This window comes from Kribbella sp. NPDC006257 (assembly GCF_040613535.1).
Classification (GTDB): Bacteria; Actinomycetota; Actinomycetes; order Propionibacteriales; family Kribbellaceae; genus Kribbella.
Map to the genome: position 1 here is coordinate 17,145 of NZ_JBEXSJ010000013.1, position 13,926 is coordinate 31,070.

17 protein-coding genes and 1 tRNA gene are annotated in these 13,926 nt (G+C 67.0%); 6 read left to right on the forward strand and 12 right to left on the reverse strand.

The genetic code is table 11. The features are described 5' to 3' along the window. The first annotated feature begins 23 nt into the window (after positions 1-23). Together ABZ004_RS17660 and ABZ004_RS17665 are read left to right on the forward strand one after the other, a co-directional pair. Positions 24-680, forward strand: coding sequence for a hypothetical protein (locus ABZ004_RS17660; RefSeq protein ID WP_355680929.1), 657 nt, complete (start codon positions 24-26; stop codon positions 678-680). Positions 681-704: 24 nt separating this feature from the next. Further along, a complete protein-coding gene (locus tag ABZ004_RS17665; RefSeq protein ID WP_355680930.1) occupies positions 705-1,031 on the forward strand; it encodes a rhodanese-like domain-containing protein in 327 nt (108 codons plus the stop codon). 90 nt (positions 1,032-1,121) lie between these two features. Here the strand turns inward: ABZ004_RS17665 and ABZ004_RS17670 are convergent, their stop codons facing one another. Continuing rightward, on the reverse strand, positions 1,122-1,760 hold the full coding sequence (locus tag ABZ004_RS17670) for a helix-turn-helix domain-containing protein (RefSeq protein WP_355680931.1): 639 nt from the start codon (positions 1,758-1,760) through the stop codon (positions 1,122-1,124). A gap of 105 nt (positions 1,761-1,865) precedes the next feature. On the opposite strand from ABZ004_RS17670, the gene ABZ004_RS17675 reads away from it, so the two are divergent. After that, positions 1,866-3,311, forward strand: a complete 1,446-nt coding sequence (locus ABZ004_RS17675; protein ID WP_355680932.1) for an MFS transporter — start codon at positions 1,866-1,868, stop codon at positions 3,309-3,311. 207 nt (positions 3,312-3,518) lie between these two features. On the opposite strand, the gene ABZ004_RS17680 is transcribed toward ABZ004_RS17675, so the two are convergent. The 6 genes from ABZ004_RS17680 to ABZ004_RS17705 form a co-directional block, all read right to left on the reverse strand. Next, complete coding sequence (locus ABZ004_RS17680) at positions 3,519-3,878, reverse strand: hypothetical protein (RefSeq protein ID WP_355680933.1); 360 nt, start codon at positions 3,876-3,878, stop codon at positions 3,519-3,521. 2 nt (positions 3,879-3,880) lie between these two features. After that, positions 3,881-4,057 (reverse strand): hypothetical protein, encoded by a 177-nt coding sequence (locus ABZ004_RS17685; protein WP_355680934.1) that lies wholly within the window; start codon positions 4,055-4,057, stop codon positions 3,881-3,883. Between the two features lie 9 nt (positions 4,058-4,066). Next, positions 4,067-4,429 carry a nuclear transport factor 2 family protein gene (locus ABZ004_RS17690; protein WP_355680935.1) on the reverse strand — a complete coding sequence of 121 codons (363 nt, stop codon included), beginning with the start codon at positions 4,427-4,429 and terminating at the stop codon, positions 4,067-4,069. Between the two features lie 228 nt (positions 4,430-4,657). After that, positions 4,658-5,230 carry a hypothetical protein gene (locus ABZ004_RS17695; protein ID WP_355680936.1) on the reverse strand — a complete coding sequence of 191 codons (573 nt, stop codon included), beginning with the start codon at positions 5,228-5,230 and terminating at the stop codon, positions 4,658-4,660. A gap of 61 nt (positions 5,231-5,291) precedes the next feature. After that, complete coding sequence (locus ABZ004_RS17700) at positions 5,292-5,720, reverse strand: hypothetical protein (RefSeq protein ID WP_355680937.1); 429 nt, start codon at positions 5,718-5,720, stop codon at positions 5,292-5,294. 210 nt (positions 5,721-5,930) lie between these two features. Then, on the reverse strand, positions 5,931-6,899 hold the full coding sequence (locus ABZ004_RS17705) for an AraC family transcriptional regulator (RefSeq protein ID WP_355680938.1): 969 nt from the start codon (positions 6,897-6,899) through the stop codon (positions 5,931-5,933). 105 nt (positions 6,900-7,004) lie between these two features. Here ABZ004_RS17705 and ABZ004_RS17710 point away from each other — a divergent pair, with 105 nt between their 5' ends. Beyond that, positions 7,005-7,583, forward strand: a complete 579-nt coding sequence (locus ABZ004_RS17710; RefSeq protein ID WP_355680939.1) for a dihydrofolate reductase family protein — start codon at positions 7,005-7,007, stop codon at positions 7,581-7,583. A gap of 153 nt (positions 7,584-7,736) precedes the next feature. On the opposite strand, the gene ABZ004_RS17715 is transcribed toward ABZ004_RS17710, so the two are convergent. Together ABZ004_RS17715 and ABZ004_RS17720 are read right to left on the reverse strand one after the other, a co-directional pair. Further along, complete coding sequence (locus ABZ004_RS17715) at positions 7,737-8,108, reverse strand: VOC family protein (RefSeq protein ID WP_355680940.1); 372 nt, start codon at positions 8,106-8,108, stop codon at positions 7,737-7,739. A gap of 14 nt (positions 8,109-8,122) precedes the next feature. Next, positions 8,123-8,875, reverse strand: coding sequence for an ArsR family transcriptional regulator (locus ABZ004_RS17720; RefSeq protein WP_355680941.1), 753 nt, complete (start codon positions 8,873-8,875; stop codon positions 8,123-8,125). A gap of 314 nt (positions 8,876-9,189) precedes the next feature. Here ABZ004_RS17720 and ABZ004_RS17725 point away from each other — a divergent pair, with 314 nt between their 5' ends. Further along, positions 9,190-9,552, forward strand: coding sequence for a trypco2 family protein (locus tag ABZ004_RS17725; protein WP_355680942.1), 363 nt, complete (start codon positions 9,190-9,192; stop codon positions 9,550-9,552). Positions 9,553-9,557: 5 nt separating this feature from the next. Beyond that, positions 9,558-11,009: a hypothetical protein gene (locus ABZ004_RS17730; RefSeq protein WP_355680943.1), complete on the forward strand. Its 1,452-nt coding sequence runs from the start codon at positions 9,558-9,560 to the stop codon at positions 11,007-11,009. 481 nt (positions 11,010-11,490) lie between these two features. Here ABZ004_RS17730 and ABZ004_RS17735 read toward each other — a convergent pair. The 3 genes from ABZ004_RS17735 to tenA form a co-directional block, all read right to left on the reverse strand. Further along, a tRNA-Lys gene (locus ABZ004_RS17735) sits at positions 11,491-11,566 on the reverse strand. A gap of 74 nt (positions 11,567-11,640) precedes the next feature. Next, positions 11,641-13,194, reverse strand: a complete 1,554-nt coding sequence (locus ABZ004_RS17740; RefSeq protein WP_355680944.1) for an NAD(P)/FAD-dependent oxidoreductase — start codon at positions 13,192-13,194, stop codon at positions 11,641-11,643. Then, positions 13,191-13,859 (reverse strand): thiaminase II, encoded by a 669-nt coding sequence (tenA, locus tag ABZ004_RS17745; protein ID WP_355680945.1) that lies wholly within the window; start codon positions 13,857-13,859, stop codon positions 13,191-13,193. Before tenA ends, ABZ004_RS17740 begins: the two co-directional genes overlap by 4 nt. Positions 13,860-13,926 lie beyond the last annotated feature (67 nt).

The following is a 13,926-nucleotide window of genomic DNA, read 5'->3' on the forward strand; positions in this document are numbered from 1 at the left end:
CCGAGCAGTTTCAGGCTCGAACCATGTCTGATTACCACCATCGTCCCGATTTTTCCGCAGCTGTCAGCGGCGTCCTGACCGGCGTCAGTTTTGTGGCGGCCATCACCGGCGCCACGCGGCTGGCGGCGACGCCCATCCCTCGTCCCGGAGCTGCAGCTCCCGCGATCCGCGACTACTACTCGGGCAGTGCCGCGGCCGTGCGGTTCAGTGTGGCCGGGCAGGCCGTCTCGATCGCTTCGTTGCTGGTGTTCACTCGGGCCGCAGCGCGACTCGCCCAGCCCGGGAGCGGAGTGAAGCGCGGGGTGCTGATTGGCTCCGGCATTGCCTCTGCGGCTCTCCTCACCGCTTCGGCGGCGACGCACGTCTCCTTGTCCGTGCCGGCCGGCCGTGACGACGAAGCGGTCCTGCGCTCGGCGCGAAGGGTGTTCGTGCTCGGCGGACCTGTTCACGGAGTGACCTACGGCGTCTTCACCGGCGTGCTCGCACTTCTCGGCCGACGTGCCGGGCTGTGGGGGCGAGCCGGGCTGGGCATCGGCCTGGCGTCCGCCGTCGCCGGGGTGCTCTCGCCGTCGTACTTCAAGTGGGAGAACGCGGGGTGGCTCATCCCGATCGGCCGCTTCTCCGGATACGCCCTGGGCGCGCTGGCCGGTGTGCGTATGTCCCGCCGTGCCTCGAACTGATTCCAACACCAAAGGAGAAGACTCGTGACGACAGTCCAAGACGTTGATCGCGATTTCGTGCTGGCGGCCATGAAGGCCGGCGCCATCCTTGTCGACGCGCTGCCAGCCGCGCCCTTCGCGCGCAGACATCTGCCTGGAGCGCTGAACATCGTGGCAGAAGACCAGGATGCGGATGTCGAGGACGCTCTTCCCGACCCATCGGCGGCCATCATCACCTACTCGACCGATAAGGACTGTGACCGCGGCCCGGCCCTGGCCGCACGCCTGATCACCTTGGGGTACACCGACGTCCGCCATTACCGCGCAGGCATCTCGGACTGGGTGGCCGCCGGACTTCCGGTGTCGAACTAGCGGACCGTGAGGCCACGACATGGGATTCACAGGGCGTTGTGTCGCTCGCATAATCGTCTCGATAGGCGACCAGAATCGTTGGACAAGGGCTTACCGCAACGATTCCGCGTCTCGGAGTGCCATCTGGGCCAGACCGTCCCGCGAAAGGGCAGGGCCCACCAGCTTGTCCCCTCGCCGGCCGAGCCCTCGGACGAAGAGCTCGAGGTGGCGTCGGGCGAGCTCGTGCTTGAGCTCGTCGGGCAGCGGGCCGGGCAGCGGCCTGGCGATGCGGACCAGCATCATGCCGACGTCGGCGAAGGTGACGTCCTCCGGCAGTTGCCCGCTGGCGTGGGCGGCGTCAACCAGCTCCTCCGTGGCCCTGGCGGACGCCTCGCGGGCGGCGGCGAGCTCGGGCTCATTGAGGTCGAGCACGTCGAGAACCAGCGGAATCACCGCGGCGACCCGGAGCTCCAGGGCCGCGCGGAGGTACGCCGCAAGCGCCTCGAAGGCGTCGTCATGCTCCTCGGCCGCCCGCTCGGCGGCGGTCCTGGTCTGGTCGAGCGAGTGCAGCACCACGCCCCGAAGCAACGCGGTGCGGTCCGGGAAGCGGCGGTAGAGCGTGGCGATCCCGACGCCGGCCCGCTGCGCGACCTCGTCGAGCGCGACGCCGGCGCCCTTCTCGGCAACAAGGTCGCCGGCCGCCGCAAGCAGCTGCTCGAGGTTGCGGCGGGCATCGACGCGCAGAGGCACGAACTCACCCTACCGAACCGGAGAAAACTTCTCCACATCCTTCCGTGGTGACCATCTGGTCCCAGAGCGATGCGGAGGGAGACATTCCACTGAGGAGGAACGCTAATGGCCACAGGCTCTGTTCAAACACCAGCACGGACCGACCACCGCTGGGCCGGCCTGGGCGTCATCGCGCTTGCGCAGCTGATGGTCGCCCTGGACGCGACCATCGTGAACGTCGCACTGCCGACCGCCCAACGCACCTTGGGCTTCGACGACGCCCATCGCTCCTACATCGTCACCGCCTACACGCTCTCGTTCGCGGGGCTGCTGCTCCTCGGCGGCAAGACCTCCGACCGGATCGGTCGGCGCCGCGCGCTGACTTTTGGGCTGATCGGCTTCGCCGCCTCCTCCGCCCTGGCCGGCGCCGCGCCGACGTTCGAGGTCCTCGTGGCTGGTCGCGCGCTCCAGGGTGCGAGCGCCGCATTCATGGCGCCCGCCGCGCTCGCCCTGATCGCCTCGACGTTCACCGAGCCGCGCGAGCGGGGCAAGGCCTTCGGTGTCTTCGGTGCGGTCGCCAGCAGTGGCGCAGTCGTCGGCTTGCTGCTGGGCGGCGTACTTACCGAGTACGCCGGCTGGCGCTGGTGCCTCTACGTCAACGTAATCGTCGCCCTCATCGTGATCGTCGCCGGCCGCCGGGTGCTGTCGGCCGACGACGGCTTCCCGGTCAGGGTGGACGTCATCTCTGGCCTGCTGGGCACTGCTGGCCTGGCGGGCCTGGTGCTCGGCGCCAGCGAAGCGGCTGCCCACGGTTGGGAGTCGGCCGCGGTGCTCGTCCCCGGGTTGGTCGGGCTGGGAATGATCGCCGGCTTCCTGGTCCGTCAACGGGCTCTGGCCGCGCCGCTGCTGCCGCTGGCAGTGCTCGCGGACCGGGGCCGCGCGACGGCGTATGTCGCCACCGCGATCAGCGTGGTCGGCACTTTCGGGATGTTCCTGATGCTGACCTACCACTTCCAGGTGGCGCTCGGCTGGAGTCCGGTCCGCACAGGACTGGCCTTCCTGCCGATGAGCCTGGCTGTCGCCGGCAGCTCCTACGGTCTGGCCAGCCGCCTGATGGATCGCGTCGCGCCCCGCGCTCTGGTGGCTCCCGGGCTCCTCTTGGCCGCCGCCGGTCTCGGACTGCTCACGCAGTTGACGCCGACCAGTGGCTACCTCACCGTCATCCTGCCCGCCGAGGTGCTCGTGGGTCTCGGCATCGGCTGCGTCTTCACGCCGTCGATCGGGGTCGCCACCAGTGGTGTCGACCCGCGCCAGGCCGGCATCGCCGCCGCTATCGCCAACACGGCCATGCAGATCGGAAGTAGCGTGGGGACCGCTGTGCTGAACACCGTGGCAGTCAGCGCCACCCGCGACTTCGAGGGGGCGCCGATCGCGGCATTGGTGCACGGCTTCGCCACCGCAACGGGTGGCGCGGCGGTCGCCCTGGTCGTGGGTGCGGCGCTGGTCGTCGCCTTCCTGAGGCCAGCGGCGCCAGTTGACTCGGCCCGGACCACAAGTCAGAAGCTCGCGTGAAGGTTGACAATTTCGCCGGGGGACTGAGGATGCGCCGGGCGGCAGGTCTCCCTAGTGCGTCAGTGCTGAGTTGAGAATCCGATCAGCCCATGCCAACACATGTCAGTTGGTTGGTCATCTACAGCGTGGGCCGTGCCGGGGGCGCGGCCCACGCTGTCGCCCATGGTCACAAGCGATGTGCCGAGAGTTCATTGCACCGGTCAGCTGTCATTGTGGCCCGCGGGGGTGCGCGAGGTCGTAGGCGCGGGAGAGCTTCTGAGGGACGACCATGCGCCACGCGTCGACTACGAGCTCGCGGGCCTCGGTGGGTTCCAGAGACGCAAGGTCGGCGTGAACCCAGTTGAAGCGCAGATCCGACTCCGAGGGCATCTGGAACTTGCGCGGATCTCCCGAGACCAGCGCTGCCCGTTCCTCCTTCGGGAAGGCGAATTCCATCACGGTCTCGTCGAGCGAGAATGCCACGTAGACCATTTGACCGACGCGGAACTTCAATCGTCCCCGCACGTAAACATGGTAGGAGCGCTCCAACTCTGCCCCCAGTGCTCGGACATCGTCGATCGTCGCCATTGTCAGAGCCCGCCGGTCATGGCGGGGGACAAGCAGCCTGTTCGCAACCGGTGCCGCATCGGAGCGTCGTCGGCGCGGTCACCGGACGCCGAGATGCCGACGGCGGCGCAGGGCTTCTGCAACACCGCGCGATCCGCGATGGGTAAAAGGGTGCCCGTGCGGGCAAACGTCCGAACCATAGCGACACCTCAGGCCTTCACATAGCCCCGTGCCTCGACGATCCTGCCGTCGCGGATGCGGATGAGATTGACGCCGCGGACCCAGTCGTTCTTGCCCTGTCCCCAGCGCAGGACCCACGGTGCCACGGCGAGGTCGCCGGCGATGTCGGCGGGCTCGGTCGAGAAGTTGAGGGCTTGGTTGCCCGCGAGCTCGGACCAGCGCGCCAGGCACGCTGGACCGCCCTCATGACGGGCTCCGTCGGGAGCCGGGCCTGTGTCCTCGATGACGCATTCTTCCGCGATCAGATCCTCCAGAAGCGTTGGATCATGCAAACGGAACGCTGCGTTGTATCGGTCTATGACCTCATGAATGGTCCGGGGTGATTCGGTCATTGCGGCCTCCGGGAGTGGTGGAGCGATCGGATATTTGGCTTGACGCGGTCAGCTGTCTCGACAGCCGTAGAGCGAAAGGTCCGTGGGGATAGGTCGTCCTGGCGATCGGTACTTCACTGGGTTCAGCCGCGCCTCTCGCGATCTTGCTGCCATCGTCAATCCTGCGATCACTGTGGGTTCGCGAGTTCCCATGGCTGCTGTTGTCACCTGTTCGCGGCCCTGCAGTGCTCAGCTGGTAAGTGCAGTGACAACCAGCGCTGGACCCACGATCAGATCGACCACCACGCACATCTCCGACCAAGCGCGGGTGACGATCTTGTTACGCACGAAGTGATAGCCGTCCCACAGCCCATGGGTGAAGAACCCGATGCCGGCGAGAACCCCGGCGGCGCGCTGGTCTACTGCCAGAGCCAGCAGGGTGAGCCCGCCGAAGAAGACCATCCCTGAGGTCTGGATGGCGAACCAGCGACCGTCGCGGGCATGTCCCTTGCCTACGGCAACAATCCAGAGCGCAACCAGGAGGACCGTCAGACAGATCCGTGGATCGACGCCGGCGTACTCCATGACGACAGAGACCGCGACGACCCCGGGGTAGGCCGCCCACGCGACAGCGCCGCGCCCGGCGGCGTAAGCAGCCATGTAGATGCAGGCCATGGCAGCGACGCCGGCTGCGAAGTCCGTCTTTCCCTCACTGAGGATGAAGTAGAGGGCTGCGGCGACCTGGAGAAGGGCGAGTGCGGTGGGCCAGCGCCGGGCGAGGCCCATAGAGGCCACAAGTCGGTCCGGCGAGCTAGAGGTCATGGCGCGTCGCCTTCCGCAGACTCTCCGAGAAGGTCGTGGCCAGGGCCAGGTCTCACCGGGCTCACGAGTTGACGGTTCCAAGGTCGGCAGCTGCGGCGAGCTTCTTGCCGCCTATCGCGAGTAGAGCCAAACCTGAGAACCGGCCGATAGGGATGAGCCAGCCTGCGGTCTCCGCGGCGAAGTAGGACGGGCAGAGGATCCCGGCGACGCTGGCCACGATGCCGAGGCCGGTCAATTGTGGCCCAAGGGCGCCGTTGCCGGATCCCGCTGCCGTGAGGGCGGCGGTCATTACGCCGAACCCGAGTCCGTGTGCTGGGCCGCCCGCGACGAAGGCACGTCTCGACAATGCGACGGACTCGTCCACGGCCATCCGGTCGGCGAGCGTGACAGCGAGCGTCGCGGAGCCGGCCAGTCGTGCGGCTAGCAGCTCCTGGTGCATGCTCGGCACATGGTCGGTCACAGGCTCGCCTGGATCGTCCTCAACGGTCATTGTCGTTCTTCCTTCTCAGCGGTCGAGGGCTCACGAAGCTGGGCCTGCGCCATGACGCCAAGGGCGAGCCAACGCTGCTTGACCGCGCTAAGGCCAAGCGGTTCGGGCCTCTCGGTAAGCATCTCGGCAACCGCGTCTGGCAAGTGGAGGAAATCGCTCCGGATAGCATCGTCGGGCGGTGGAGCCCATGTCAAGATATGCGGAGGAGTTTCATCCGATTAGCTTTTTTTGGGGTTTCTCATCGTCGCCGTTGAGGTCCAGCAGGCCGTGCTGTCTCGCTGGGCCGGCTACGGACTTGATCCTGCGCTCGGCCCGGGTGGCGGGTCGGTCGTGCTGGCCCAGTCGTGACCGGAGTTCGCTCAGTCGCTTGCCGGTGAAAGTGCGGACGGCCTGTGAGAGGTGGCTCTGGTCGACGAAACCGAGCTCGGAGGACAACAGTGCGAGGTTCTCGTGTCCGTCGGCCAGCCGGTCGAGTGCGATGGCGACCCGAACCCGGTTGCGGAACTGCGAGAGCGTCATACCGGTCGTCCGCGAAAACACGCGGCTGACGTGGAATCGCGTGTGCCCGAGGGTATGCGCCAGGTCTGCGAAATCCGTGCCCGCCGGGTCCGAGACGATCGCTTCCCGGGCTTGCTGAACGATGCCGTGGTGACTGGTCCGGGTGGCCGAACGGCGGGCCGTCAACCGCCCCGGTGCCGCCCGTTCGGTCAAGGCACCGACGAGGTGCACCAGCCGTTCGTCCAGTTCGAACCGATCGATGCCGCGGCGCAGCGCAACGACGAGTTCGCGATGCCGAAGATCGATGGCAGGGGTGGTGGTGATCGGCTCATCGGGAACGCGCCCGTCGCCGGTCAACGCGCAGACGGCGTCTTCGGACAGCCACAGCGACAGGCAGCGGTCGCCGCCGTCGCGATGGTGGGTGATGCGCTGTTCGGCGAACGGTCGCTCGAAGAACGCATCGGTCGGTCCCAGGTAGGCGCCCTGGCCGTTGACCTCACGCCAGTACCCGCCCCGGCGTACGAAGACCACGCCGAAATCGCGGCTGTATTCGTACGAGCCCCGGTCGCCCGCCGGTTTGCGGCAGTCGTGGTCGACGACCCGTACGCCGGGCGCTTGACCGAGCAGCGTGAGAACAGCATCCGGGGCCGCGATCTCCCCATGGAGGCTTGCCGTTGGCATCGTGTTCGTCCTCCGATCCAACCGGACACAAATCTACAAGAGAGCCTAACCGCTCTCGACTAGCGTCGTCGGCGTGAACATCACCGGCGCCGAAGCGAGCTCACGATGCGAAAACTGATTGCTGGAATGCAGGTCTCCGTCGATGGCAAGATCGCCGGATCGGAGGGGTTCGCGGACTGGGTCGACGAGTGGGGCGACAACTACGAGCTGATGCCGCGCATCGACGCCTGCCTACTGGGCGGAGGGATGTATCCCGGCCACGAGCAGTACTGGACCGCGATCGAGCAGGCCGAGCCCGGCAAGCCGCTTCCCTTCACCGGCACGGTGCCGACGCCGGCCGAGATCGAATGGGCCCGCTTCGCCGCCCAGGTCCCGCACTACGTCTTGTCCAAGACCCTGACGAAGGCGAACTGGCCCCGGACGACCTTCCTGCGCAGCACCGACGAGGTCGCGGCGCTCAAAGACCAACCAGGCAAGGACATCTACCTGATCGGCGGCGCCCGCACCACCACCGGCCTGCTCGAGGCCGGCCTCGTCGACGAGCTACACCTCCACATACACCCGCTGATCGCCGGCGACGGAACGGCGCTCTTCCCACCCACCGGAACGCGTCGCCCCCTTACCCTCCGCACCGTCCACCAACTCCCAAACGGCCGCGTGAACCTGGTGTACGAATTCGGATAGAGGCTTGCGCGCGCGGCATGGCGATATCCCCGGTCACGAAAGGATCGGACGGGCTAGCTCGCCATCATGCGTCAATGTGGCGTCGGCCATGCAGCCCATGCTTGTAATGCACGGCCTGCTTGCTGACCTCCTCCAGCGACGCTCGCTGTAGCGTCAGGTCGCGGGCTGGAACAGTTCGACGAGGTTGCCGGCGGGGTCGGCGATGAGAATCTGGCGGCCGCCTGGTCCTGTGGTGAGTTCGCTACGGAACGGAACCTCGGCGGCTTGCAGCCGATCGATCTCGGTATCGAGGTCGTCCACGATCAGGTGGATACGGTTCCGGCCCGGTCCGGCTGTCTCGTCTGGAGTGGCCCGGGCGCCCGAAGACTGGGGTCCGGACAGGAGCAGGCGCAGCGGTCCGAGGGTGACGTCGGCGAAGGCTGGTGCCGGGTTGCTGCGCAGGATGAAGCCGAGGTGGGTGGTGTAGAAAAAGCTGGCCGCCGGTACGTCGTCGACGATGTAGCGGACGCTTGCGAAGGTGTCCATGCTCAATCCTCCAGCTACATGCTGAGGCTCGGCAGCAGATGCCGAACGCGGGTGTCGATCTCGGCCGCGACCGACACGTATGTCGAGTAGTTGCTCCGGCCGTCGCCGTCGGCCGCTGGGTCGGCGATGGACCAGTGTGTGCGCGGCCGGAACCCGGTGGCGGGGAGTGCTTCACGGGCGTTGTCGCACAAGGTGATCACGCGGTCGAACCGACGACGGCCTTGCGCTGAGTCGAGCGCACGAGGGGCCTGTCCATCGATGTCGATGTCGTACTGCTCACGCAGTACCCGGATCACGTGAGGATGGATGTGGTCCTTGGGCCGGGTGCCGGCGCTGCTCACTCGCACCCGGTGCCCGGCTCGGTGATGCAGTAGGGCTTCGGCGATTGGCGATCGGCCGCTGTTGCCGCTGCAGACGAACAGGACGCTCGACCTCCCTGACTGTCGCGTCGGCGAATCCGGCACCGGCGGCACCCGCAGAGCGGGATGGAGCGCGGTTCCAAGACCCGCAAGCTCTTCGACGCAGCGGTCGAGGTCGAGGTGGTAGTAGCTGTCTCGCGCGTCGAAGCTGCTGCGTCTCGATGCCACCAGGCCGCCGTCGCGCAGGAGTCGCAGATGATAGGAGACAAGATTCTGCGGCTCATCGACAAGGGTGACGAGCTCACGGACCCGCAAGTCGCTTCGCGCGAGCTCGCCCATCACTCGCCATCGCAGCGGATGGCTCACGAGCCGAACGAACTCTGGCAAGGCCGCAACATCGGAAACCACGGGCTCGAAGTTACATCAAACCCAGTTGATGTACTAGATCCGAGGGCACGCTGGGGTTACAGTCCGGGCTGCCCAGCAAGAACAGCTGGACTATCTCCGAGCATCCGGCCGACAACAGCCCCCACGGGTGCAGCACCTGCCACGCAAGGCCGTCTGGGATGCCGGCTATATCGCCAGGCCGTCCCGCGCCCGGGCTCAATCCGATCGCTGCCGGATCGAGGGATCTCGCCGCGCAGTCACCGTCGATTTGTCCCACGTCTCCCATGAGAAGCCTTACGCTGCTAGGCAGACGTCCGTCGTACGAGGGAGATCGCATGCGCTTGCGGCCGAGGCAGACAGTCGCGGACCTTGAAGGCTCGTTGTTCCTCAAGGAACTGCTCGCGCGGGTGCAGCGGGAGCTTCGGGAATCGCAGCAGGAGCGCCAGGAACGTGGCGAAGGGGCGATCTTCGAGGTCGAGCGGCTGACTCTCGAGGTGAACTTCGTGGCCCAGGTCGACCGTGAGATTCAGGGCGGACTGGATCTCCAGATCGTCACGGCCGGCGGCAGCGCGTCGTACCAGAACCAGCAGATCCACAAGATCGTCCTCGAGCTGGTTGGTGTAGGCCAGGCCGATCCGGACGACGAGACATTGCTCGATCTGGAGACCGCTCCGCGGTTCCGGCCCCGCGAAGACTGACCTCGATGAGCGACGGGGACGACATCCTCGATCTGGTCGCCGGGCCGACGCTGCGCGACCGCCCGCTCTCCGGGCACATGGACGCGATCTCGCTCACCGCCAGCTACGACTTCAGCCGGGCCGAGTACGAGAACGGCGGCCCGGCCTTGCGGGCGACCAGGACCGTCCGGCACGAAACGACGCACGCGTACCAGACGCTGGCCACGTCGTACGGGTACTACTTCCAGCTGATCAAGCAGTTCCAGACCAGCCGGGTGCTTCACCTCCTCGCCGGCCTCGACGCCCTCGGCGAAGACCCTGCGCCGCCACTCATCACCCAGATCGCCCGGCAACGCGGCGATCGCTGGCGGCAACTTCGCATCGAGCTCTATGCCTGGTATCTCGCGGAGGTCGTCCTGATCCATCTCGAAGGAGAACAGGAGCATTGGACCCGCGTCCTGCTGGAGAACCCCGCCTTCGCCGGGCGTACGTTCCCCGACCTGTACGTCGAGCTGGAGGAGCTGCTGGTGCTCTGGCTGACCGATCTCGGGCATCGAGTGGGAGTCGCTCCCGGGGCACCTCGCCAGAGCAGCCCGGCACTGGATCTTCATCTGCGAGCCCTCACCGACAACGGCAGTACTGCGGCGGTTCTGGAGAGCGCTGCACACATCAGTGAGCACTGGCGTGTGTACCCGTCCGACCTGGAGACCCTCGCAAGGCAGTTGCCCGGCTCCACGCAGTACAGCAGCTGGATCCGCTGGGCCCTCGCGGCGGGCTTCACCGACGATCCGGCGGCCTTCTGCCTGACCTTCTCGGCAGTCGCCGACCTGGCGCTTAATGGCGCGTTGCTGCCCCACCAGGCGGGATTTCGGCGCCCCGGCTATGACGCCAACAGTGTCAGTCCGCCGCACCGCATGTTCCTGGCCATCGGAAACCTCGGCCGCGGCAACCTGTCGCCGATCCGCGACCTCGCGACAGAATACGTGCCGTTCGTCCAGGCGCTCTGCGACCGGCTGGAGTGGCCGCTGCCCTGGGAGATGGCGCGGTTCGTCGTACCGTCGCTGCCTGAGACCGGCCAACTCGATCCACTCGGAGAGATCTTCCGCTTCTCCCAGGAGTTGCGGCTCAACGTTCCCTACGCGTTCGTCGACCTGGACATCTGGTCGATTGACGGCCCGCTGGCCCGGAAGTTCCGGCACGCGTTCGTTCACCCGGTGATCCAGTTCTCCGACCAGGTCTTGCACCACCAGGACCAAGACATTCCGGCGTACGCCGTGCTGAACCACGCCCTCGGCACCTACCTGCGCCAATTGATGATCGTGGGCAACCAACCCGTCCGCCTTCCGCTCCGGGCCGGCGCCGAGGAGTTGGCCTTCTACCAGGATCTGCTCGAACGTCATCTCGCCGCGACCATCGGCCTGCTCGATCCGCGCATCACCCTCGAGTCAGCTCCCCCCAGCATCAACGGCGTCCACTGAGCCAGGCAAGCCGGTCGCGTGTCAACCGGGCGACAACACCGTCGAAGCGGTCCAGCTCTGCCGGCTCCGCTACGGCAGGCCGCGGTGCACGAATACCGAGTCTCCGGTCGGGTCCGAACAGGCATCTCGAAACCGGCGGGGTCGTAGGTGTTGTGGCTGACAGGGCTCTGCTTGCTGGTCGACGCCCGCGCGTACCGAACTGCGCGATGAGCTTCCGAACTTCCGGTCGATCGCTTCTGGGACTGATGGAGGCCGCGGTCGGAGGCGAAGCGGGCTGAGTCTTCGGCGTAGAACTGGGCTGCTGAGGGTTGTGATGTGACGCACAGTGATGATGGGTCAGCATGGCCGATCGCCGGGAGGGTCGTCGGCGGGTGCGGGCTCGGTCGCTGGCGAATCCGAGAGGAACGACGTCCGGCAGAGTGGTGCGTGGACAGCACAAAGGCCCAGGAACAGATTGCGATATCTGCCTGGGCCTCGATGCTGGTGCGCCGCCAGGGACTCGAACCCCGAACCCGCTGATTAAGAGTCAGCTGCTCTGCCAATTGAGCTAGCGGCGCATGTTCCGTTGTGCGAACGAAGAGGATCGTAGCAGGAGCGGCGGGGTGATGCGAAATCGGTTATGGCCCGAACTTCAGGGGTGTAGTTCGAGGACGGCCTGGGCGGCGTTGTGGCCGGGGATGCCGCTGACGGCGCCGCCGCGGCGGGCGCCGGAGCCGCAGATGAGGAGGTTGGCGACGTCGGTCTCGACGCCCCAGCGGCCGGTGTCGACCGAGTCGTCGAGCCAGGGCCATTGGAGGTCGCCGTGGAAGATGTGGCCGCCGGGCATGCCGATCGATTCCTCGATGTCCAGCGGGGTTTTCGCCTCGATGCAGAGGTTGCCGTCGGCGTCCCGGGCGATGCAGGGTTCGAGCGGCTCGGCCAGGTAGGACTCGAGGCCGGCGAGCACCCGGCGTACGGACTCGTTGCGGGCGGCATCGTTGTCGGAGGCAAACAAGCGGGCGGGGAAGTGGACGCCGAAGACAGTGAGGGTCTGGTGCCCGGAGGCGACCAGTGATGGGCTGAGGATGGACGGGTCGGTCAGTGAGTGGCAGTAGACCTCGGACGGCGGTACGGCGGGCAGGACACCGCCAGCTGCCTCAGCAAATGCTGTAGCAAGCTGGGAGTAGTCCTCGTCGATGTGGAAGGTCCCGGCGAAGGCGCGCGAAGGGTCGTCGCCGGACCGCAAAGCGGGGAGCCGCGACAGCAGCAGGTTGATCTTCAGCTGCGACCCTTCAGGCCGCGAGACACCAGGTCGGCCGCGGAGGGCATCGAGGGTGGCAGGCGCCACATTGGCCAGCACGTAGGAGCAGTCGACCGAGCGCTCTCCGTCACCGCCGAGCCACGTCACGGATCCGCGAGTCCCGTCGGCCTCGACCGCGGTCACGGAGGCGTTCGTGACCAGCGAAGCGCCGGCTCGTCGGGCAGAGGCAGCCAGCGCGTCCGTCACGGCGCCCATCCCGCCGACCGGCACCCGCCATTCGCCGGTCCCGTTGCCGATCAGGTGGTAGAGGAAGCACCGATTCTGGATCAGCGACTCGTCCCACAGCGAGGCGAACGTCCCGATCACGGAGTCGGTCGCGACCACACCCCGCACCGTGTCGTCCGCGAAGCGCGACTCCACCAGCTCCCCGAAAGGCCGCTCGACCAGCGCCTCCCACAAGGCAGGATCCACCCGACGACGTAGCGAAGTACCCGAGACAAGCGGCTCGAGCAGTGTCGGCGCCACGACAGCAGCGACCTCTCCCACCGAGGCATAGAAGGCTTGCCAGGCGTCGTACTCCGCGTCGCTCCCGGTCAATGCGGAGAAGGACGCGCGGGTGGCCGGCCCCTCAGGGCGATCCACCAGAAGGCCCAGGTCGCGCCCACCGCGGCGTACGGGCGTGTACGACGCGACGGAGCGGGACCGGAGTTCGAGGGAGAGCCCGAGGTCGGCGACGATCTTGTCGGGCAGCAGGCTGACCAGATACGAGTACCGCGAAAGGCGCGCGTCGACGCCAGGGAACACCTGCTGACTGACCGCCGCGCCGCCGGTATGACCCTGCTGCTCCAGCACCAGCGTGGACAGGCCGGCGCCTGCCAGATAAGAAGCCGCGACCAGCCCGTTGTGGCCGCCGCCGACGATCACGACGTCGTAGAAGTCCTTCATCCGACCGGCCAATCGAGCTCGCGGTACGCGGCGTCCCAGAACATCCACTCGTACCTGGTAGTGGTGGAAAAGTGCCGGTGGCAACGTTCGCGTTCGCCCGGGCCGACCTCGGAGCCGAGCCGATCCGTCACCGCCAGTACCGACTCTACGACCGAATCGAACTCCGCGGATCCGTAAGTCCCGATCCATTGCGCATACACCGGATCCGGCGACGACCGCTTGATCAGCTCCCGGCCGACGTCGCGGTAGATCCAGTAGCAAGGCAGCACGGCCGCCACCGCTTCGGCGTACGTGCCAGTGGCGCAGACGGCCGTCAGATAGGACATGTACGCCGTGGTTGTCGGCCGCGAGCCAGCTGCGTCGACGTCGGCCGGCGTGAGACCGAGTGGCCCAAGGAGCGACGTGTGCAGGTCCTGCTCGACCTCGATCGCCTCGGCCGCGTGCTTGGCGAACATGCGAACCGCGTCCGCATCGGTCGCCCGCGCCGCAACGAGCGTGAGCGCACGGGAGTAGGCGCGGAGGTAATGACTGTCCTGGACGATGAAGTAGCGGAAGGCGGCGTGGTCCAGCGTGCCGTCGGTCAGCCCGGTGATGAACGGATGCCGGAGGATCTCCTCGTAGACCTTGGCGGCCCCGCGATCCCACAACTCGGCGGAAAACGTCATCCCCAGCTCCTCACCATCGACTGCCCTGAACCCTAGCCACTATGGCAGGAGGCAAAAGTCACTGACG

Bases quoted from the DNA above. Each gene is read 5' to 3' on its own strand.
- ABZ004_RS17660 (WP_355680929.1), top strand. From the start codon at position 24: ATGTCTGATTACCACCATCGTCCCGATTTTTCCGCAGCTGTCAGCGGC.
- ABZ004_RS17675 (WP_355680932.1), top strand. From the start codon at position 1,866: ATGGCCACAGGCTCTGTTCAAACACCAGCACGGACCGACCACCGCTGG.
- ABZ004_RS17680 (WP_355680933.1), bottom strand. From the start codon at position 3,878: ATGGCGACGATCGACGATGTCCGAGCACTGGGGGCAGAGTTGGAGCGC.
- ABZ004_RS17685 (WP_355680934.1), bottom strand. From the start codon at position 4,057: ATGGTTCGGACGTTTGCCCGCACGGGCACCCTTTTACCCATCGCGGAT.
- ABZ004_RS17690 (WP_355680935.1), bottom strand. From the start codon at position 4,429: ATGACCGAATCACCCCGGACCATTCATGAGGTCATAGACCGATACAAC.
- ABZ004_RS17695 (WP_355680936.1), bottom strand. From the start codon at position 5,230: ATGACCTCTAGCTCGCCGGACCGACTTGTGGCCTCTATGGGCCTCGCC.
- ABZ004_RS17700 (WP_355680937.1), bottom strand. From the start codon at position 5,720: ATGACCGTTGAGGACGATCCAGGCGAGCCTGTGACCGACCATGTGCCG.
- ABZ004_RS17705 (WP_355680938.1), bottom strand. From the start codon at position 6,899: ATGCCAACGGCAAGCCTCCATGGGGAGATCGCGGCCCCGGATGCTGTT.
- ABZ004_RS17710 (WP_355680939.1), top strand. From the start codon at position 7,005: ATGCGAAAACTGATTGCTGGAATGCAGGTCTCCGTCGATGGCAAGATC.
- ABZ004_RS17715 (WP_355680940.1), bottom strand. From the start codon at position 8,108: ATGGACACCTTCGCAAGCGTCCGCTACATCGTCGACGACGTACCGGCG.
- ABZ004_RS17725 (WP_355680942.1), top strand. From the start codon at position 9,190: ATGCGCTTGCGGCCGAGGCAGACAGTCGCGGACCTTGAAGGCTCGTTG.
- ABZ004_RS17730 (WP_355680943.1), top strand. From the start codon at position 9,558: ATGAGCGACGGGGACGACATCCTCGATCTGGTCGCCGGGCCGACGCTG.
- ABZ004_RS17740 (WP_355680944.1), bottom strand. From the start codon at position 13,194: ATGAAGGACTTCTACGACGTCGTGATCGTCGGCGGCGGCCACAACGGG.
- tenA (WP_355680945.1), bottom strand. From the start codon at position 13,859: ATGACGTTTTCCGCCGAGTTGTGGGATCGCGGGGCCGCCAAGGTCTAC.